Source organism: Aliidongia sp. (assembly GCF_035943795.1).
Taxonomy (GTDB): domain Bacteria; phylum Pseudomonadota; class Alphaproteobacteria; order ATCC43930; family CGMCC-115725; genus Aliidongia.
Genome location: NZ_DASZBY010000019.1, coordinates 1 through 5,119, shown reverse-complemented (window position 1 = coordinate 5,119; position 5,119 = coordinate 1). Strand labels below are relative to the sequence as shown.

General features: G+C 65.8%; 8 protein-coding genes. 4 read left to right on the top strand and 4 right to left on the bottom strand.

Translation table 11 applies throughout. The features are described 5' to 3' along the window. The 3 genes from VGV37_RS03195 to VGV37_RS03185 form a co-directional block, all read right to left on the bottom strand. The coding region (locus tag VGV37_RS03195) for a GMC family oxidoreductase (RefSeq protein WP_326878167.1) at positions 1-324 on the bottom strand (324 nt) is incomplete at its 3' end. After that, positions 299-502, bottom strand: coding sequence for a hypothetical protein (locus tag VGV37_RS03190; RefSeq protein WP_326878166.1), 204 nt, complete (start codon positions 500-502; stop codon positions 299-301). The genes VGV37_RS03195 and VGV37_RS03190, both read right to left, overlap by 26 nt. Further along, positions 499-1,794, bottom strand: coding sequence for a mechanosensitive ion channel family protein (locus VGV37_RS03185; RefSeq protein WP_326878165.1), 1,296 nt, complete (start codon positions 1,792-1,794; stop codon positions 499-501). The genes VGV37_RS03190 and VGV37_RS03185 overlap by 4 nt, the downstream gene beginning before the upstream one ends. A 107-nt stretch (positions 1,795-1,901) precedes the next feature. Between VGV37_RS03185 and VGV37_RS03180 the strand changes: the two genes are divergently transcribed. Further along, complete coding sequence (locus tag VGV37_RS03180) at positions 1,902-2,555, top strand: class I SAM-dependent methyltransferase (RefSeq protein ID WP_326878164.1); 654 nt, start codon at positions 1,902-1,904, stop codon at positions 2,553-2,555. Here VGV37_RS03180 and VGV37_RS03175 read toward each other — a convergent pair. Beyond that, entirely contained in the window at positions 2,534-3,064 is a 531-nt protein-coding gene (locus VGV37_RS03175; protein WP_326878163.1) for a helix-turn-helix domain-containing protein, read from the bottom strand. The two genes, VGV37_RS03180 and VGV37_RS03175, sit on opposite strands and share 22 nt — an antisense overlap. Before the next feature lie 15 nt (positions 3,065-3,079). Between VGV37_RS03175 and VGV37_RS03170 the strand changes: the two genes are divergently transcribed. The 3 genes from VGV37_RS03170 to VGV37_RS03160 all read left to right on the top strand — a co-directional run bounded on the left by VGV37_RS03170 (position 3,080) and on the right by VGV37_RS03160 (position 4,906). Further along, positions 3,080-3,322 carry a hypothetical protein gene (locus VGV37_RS03170; protein ID WP_326878162.1) on the top strand — a complete coding sequence of 81 codons (243 nt, stop codon included), beginning with the start codon at positions 3,080-3,082 and terminating at the stop codon, positions 3,320-3,322. A 129-nt stretch (positions 3,323-3,451) separates the two neighbouring features. After that, entirely contained in the window at positions 3,452-3,709 is a 258-nt protein-coding gene (locus VGV37_RS03165) for a GlsB/YeaQ/YmgE family stress response membrane protein (protein WP_326878161.1), read from the top strand. 333 nt (positions 3,710-4,042) lie between these two features. Beyond that, a complete protein-coding gene (locus VGV37_RS03160; RefSeq protein WP_326878160.1) occupies positions 4,043-4,906 on the top strand; it encodes a hypothetical protein in 864 nt (287 codons plus the stop codon). Positions 4,907-5,119 lie beyond the last annotated feature (213 nt).

Here is a 5,119-nt window from a genome sequence, read left to right as displayed (position 1 = left end):
CTCGCCGCGGGCTGCCAGCGCCTGAATGCGGTCGGCGGTTCGCATCGCGATGCAGGTGATCGTCAGCGACGGATTGACCCCGCCGGTCGTCGGGAAGACGGAACCGTCGCAGACCCACAGGTTCGGGATGTCCCAGCTGCGGCAATCGGCATCGACCACGCTCGTCGTCGGATCGAACCCCATGCGGGCGGTGCCGGCCAGATGTTTCGTGTCGTCCTCCTGCCGGGAGATCTCCTTGGCGCCGACGGCTTCCAGGCTGGTGTGCATCTGGCCCAGCGCGTGGTCGATCAGGGCCTTGTCATTGTCGCCCCAGCTGTAGGTCACGCGCGCGACGCGCAGGCCAGGGCAGATCGTCGGGCAGGGCGGCCTTGCCCAGCAATGCCTTGGCGCAGCCGGCCTGCAGCCGCTCGCCGGCGCCATGCTCAAGCTTCGGCCCGGCGTGCGCGGCATTGCCCGCCATTGCCTTGTGCGATGATCGGCGGTCGAAGCCGGACGAGCTCAATCGGCCTCCGGCAGCGGCCCTTTCAGGCGTACCTCGCGCTGCGGGAACGGGATGTCGATCCCATTTTCCTTGAAGGCATCCCAGATGCCGAGCCGGACGGCGCTGCTGATGTTGGCCGTGCCGTTGCGGGGATCGCCGATCCAGAAGCGCAATTCCAGGTCGACCGCGCTATCGCCGAACCCTACCAGGAGGCAGTTGGGCGCCGGCTCCGCGAGCACGCGGTCGGCCTTCCGCGCCGCTTCCTGGCACAGCTGCATCGCCTGCCGCACGTCGCAATCGTAGGACACCGAGACCTTGACGCGAAGACGCACGGCATCGCTCGAATAGGTCCAGTTGATGACGCGCTGCGTGATCAGGTCTTCGTTCGGGATCAGGTACTCGGTGCCGTCGCGCGTGATGACGGAGACATAGCGGGCGTTCATCCGCGTGATCCAGCCATAGGAATTGCCGACCTCGATCACGTCGCCCGGTTTGATCGAACTGTCGATCAGCAAGATGACCCCGCTGACCAGGTTCGAGACGACCTTCTGCAGGCCGAACCCGAGGCCGACGCCGATCGCGCCGGAGAACACCGCGAAAGCCGTCAGATCGATGCCGACCGCACCCAGCGCCAGCACGACGGCGAGCGTCAGCAGGCTCGCTCTCACGAGCTTCGCGATCAGCACATGCATGGCCGGGGTCAGCCGCGGCATGGTTCCCAGCCGCTGCTCGGCGAGCCGCGCCATCAGGTTCGCGAGCCAGATCAACACCACGAGGACGAGCGTCCCGCGCAGGAGCAGCAGCAGGCTCAGCCGCAGCGTGCCGATCGTCACCGCCATCGCATCGAGCAATGCCATCGTCGGGCCGATCAAGCCCGCGATGTTCAAGGCGGCGAGCAGGAAGGCGACGAACGTGATGACCTTGGCAAGCGTGCGGTCGCGAACGAAGCTCGAACTGAAGCGGATCACGACCCAGGCCAAGGCCAGCCCGAACACGAGGCGAAGAACGTGGTTCGGATAGCCCGCATGATCGAAGCCGAGCGCGCAGAGCTGGATCAGGAGCAGAAAGAGCAGGCCGGGTACGGCGAGCGCCACGGCATTCACGAGCCGGACGGCCGCCCAGCCGGTGAGGCGTCCGCTGCCCTCCCGCAGCGCTCGACCCAGCCGCGGACCAAGCCGCCAGGCGATGAACGCGGCCAGGATCGCGAGGCCGAGTTGTGCCAGACTGTTCAGGTTCAGGACGCGCTCGCCCGCCCAGGCGAGACTCGTCGCGGCCCAATCCTCGAGCGATGCCATCGTCGGTAGTTTGAGCACGGTGGACGTCCTTTCCTCGGGAAGGTAAACCCGCCGGAAGACGGAATGTCTCAATTCGACAAGCGGTTCGTTCAAGACCGCGGCCTCGCCCCGTGCGACGAAGCCCCATGACCGACAATTTCATCCCCGCGCTCGGCCGGCCGAGCCTGACCCGCTACTACGATCGCCTGGTGTCGCTCGTGGCACGGGAGACCCGATGGCGCGCCGCTGCGCTGGCCGATGTCCGGCCGGCCCCCGACGACGTCATCGTCGATATCGGCTGCGGCACCGGCAGCCTCGTGATCCTGATGAAACGGGCATGCCCGGAGGCCCGGATCATCGGGTTGGATCCCGACCCGGCAATCCTCGATATCGCGCGCAGCAAGGCCGCAAGCGCCGGCGTCGAGGCGGAATGGGTCCAGGGAATGGGCAATACCGCGACGGATCGGATCGGTGCCGGCATCGTGACCAAGGCGGTCTCCAGCCTGGTCCTGCATCACTGCCTCCTGCCGATGAAACGGGCCATTCTCGCCGACCTCTTCCGCGTCCTGCGTCCGGGCGGGACGCTGACCCTGGTCGACTATGGCCGCCAGCCGGACCTGCTGATGCGGCTGGCCTTTCTCCTGGTCCGCATGGTCGACGGCTTCGGACCCACCGGTCCGAATGCGGCGGGAATATTGCCCGCCCTGATCGCCGAGGCCGGCTTTGCCGATGTGGCCGCCGCGCCGCCGATCCGCACCCCGACCGGCGCGATCACGCTCTATTCCGCCCGACGGCCCTGAGCACGCAGGGACGTCGCGGCGATCGACGGCGTGAGGCCGACCATCGCCTTCATGGTCCGGGAGAAATGCGCCTGGTCGGAAAAGCCGCCGCTGAGCGCCGCATCGGCGAGACCAGCTCCGGCGGCGAGCGCTTCGCCAGCGCGGCTAAGCTTGCGCCAGAGCACCCACCGGACCAGCGGAACGTCCAGCTCCAGATCTGCGATCGCCCGCAATCTGGAGGCAGACAGACCCACGGCGTGGGCGGCTGCTTCGATCGGCGCGGGGCCGCAAGGCGACCCGTCCAACAGGGAAAGCGCCTGGGCGAGGCGGTGATCGATTTCCGGTTCGGTTCTGCCCACCGTCCGTTCCAGCACCGCCAGGCAATTCCTGGCCGCATCCGTCGACAGGCGGCAGATGGCGTCGGGATAGTCTCGCCTCAGCAACTGTCCCAGCCTGGTTTGCGGCTCGACATAGACGACCGTCGCGTTCGACTGTACCGGAAGCCGGTGTGCGACGAGCGGGCCGATCACGAATGCCGACCCGCGATGAGTCCGATCGCCGGCCTCGACGGCGACCTCCTGGTCATCGGCATGGATGATCTGGATCGCGACATGGCGATGGCGCTCGCTACCGTGAACGGGGCCACGATAGCGTGCCCATCCGTTGTGGATCCCGAAGGTGCCATTCCACGGGATGATCGCCCTTCCGTGCCGCCCATCCCGCGCGGAGCCCGCAGGAAGCTCCTGGTCAGCGGCTGTTGGGATATTAGGCTCGGCACCAGCGTCTGAATTTGATCCCAAGATTCCCTACCAACTCCGAACACGCCCTGGCCAACCGGACGCGGAACCATTCCGGGCGACAGCCATTCACCCCTGTAGCGAGGATCTTTGCGTCGCAAAGTAACGGGGGAAAATGAAATGTCGATCATTGGATGGATTGTGTTGGGCCTGATCTCGGGCTTCATCGCCAGTAAGATCGTGAACAAAACCGGCGAGGGCGCCTTGTTGGATATTATTCTGGGAATCGTCGGCGCGATCGTCGGCGGTTTCCTGTTCAACCAGTTCGGCGCTGCCGGCGTGACTGGTTTCAATCTCTACAGCATGGGCGTGGCGATCATCGGGGCCATCGTCGTCCTGGTGCTGTATCACGCGGTCGCCGGTCGGCGGACCCTCTGACGCTATCCGGGAGCGGCGACGGCGGCTCCCTCCAGGATCTGGAAGATCGGCCGGAAGGCACGGTCGGCGACCGATCTTCTAGGCGTCCTCTCGGTTCTTGATGGACCGTGTGACCCCGCGGTGGCGCTGCTCCGTGCAACGGATAGCGATCCGGGAACCCGATGCGCCCCAACCGGTTGTTGGACTACGGAAAGCCTGAACCTACCCGCGCGGTAGAGACAGGAGCGGCCGCAACTGGAACAACGGAGGCTCTCATGGGTCGTGGAATCTTGCTTTGGCTGATCGGTGTTCCCATCCCGGTCATCATCATCCTCGCCCTGATCTGGCATTGAGATGAGCATCGCACCTGCTCCGCTCACCGACCTCCGGCGCGGGGAACGGACGGTCGAGGCCTCGGTCTCCGCCGTTTCCTGGGCGGCAGTCATCGCTGGTGCTTTCGTGGCAGCGGCGGTGACCCTGGTTTTGCTGGCGCTGGGCTCCGGCTTTGGCCTGGCGTCGATCTCACCATGGTCGAACGCCGGTGTCTCGGCGACGACCTTCACCGTGCTGGCGGGGATCTGGCTGATCATCGTCCAGTGGCTGTCGTCTGCCGTCGGTGGCTACATCACGGGGCGACTGCGTATAAAATGGACCGGTACGCATACCCATGAGGTGTTCTTCCGCGATACCGCCCACGGGTTCCTGACCTGGGCGCTCGCGACCGTCATGGGTGCCGCGTTGATCGCGACCGCTGCGTCGTCCGCGGTCGGAACGGGCGTCAAGGCATCGTCGACCGTCGCTGCCGCACACGGCGCGGCGGATACGGGAACGGCGATGGGCCGGGCCTATGATGTCGATGGCCTGTTCCGGTCCGTCACACCTGACGCGACGGGCACCGGGCCGGCGGCTCATCTGGAAGCGACCAGGATCCTGGCCATGCGCGCCGTGAACGGTGACGTGGCCGCGGCCGACAATGCCTATCTCGTCCAGCTGGTGTCGGTTCATACCGGCCTCGGCCAGGCCGATGCCCAGAAGCGGGTCGATGACACCATCGCCCAGGAAAAGGCCAACGAGGTCAAGGCAAAGCAGATTGGAGACGCTGCTCGAAAGTCCGCGGCGGCCTTCTCGATCTTCGCCGCGATCTCGATGTTGATCGGCGCTTTCGTCGCCTGCGCCGCCGCCGCATATGGCGGTCAGCTTCGCGACGAACATCCATAGGACTTTGAGGTTGGACAAAAGCCCGCACGGGAAACCGTGCGGGCTTTTGTTCGATTGCACCGTCAGACTGGTTGTACGCGTCCGGCCTGCGCCGTGTTGCGGTGATCTGACCGTCGCCTGATTCTCTTTCTCTTCGGATTCCTTTCGGACGTCCGATAGGAGGGAACGTAGTGGCCGAAGTCGAAGTGATGGCGCGGGTCGAGCGTCGGCGGA

Bases quoted from the DNA above. Each gene is read 5' to 3' on its own strand.
- VGV37_RS03180 (WP_326878164.1), top strand. From the start codon at position 1,902: ATGACCGACAATTTCATCCCCGCGCTCGGCCGGCCGAGCCTGACCCGC.
- VGV37_RS03170 (WP_326878162.1), top strand. From the start codon at position 3,080: ATGAGTCCGATCGCCGGCCTCGACGGCGACCTCCTGGTCATCGGCATG.
- VGV37_RS03165 (WP_326878161.1), top strand. From the start codon at position 3,452: ATGTCGATCATTGGATGGATTGTGTTGGGCCTGATCTCGGGCTTCATC.
- VGV37_RS03160 (WP_326878160.1), top strand. From the start codon at position 4,043: ATGAGCATCGCACCTGCTCCGCTCACCGACCTCCGGCGCGGGGAACGG.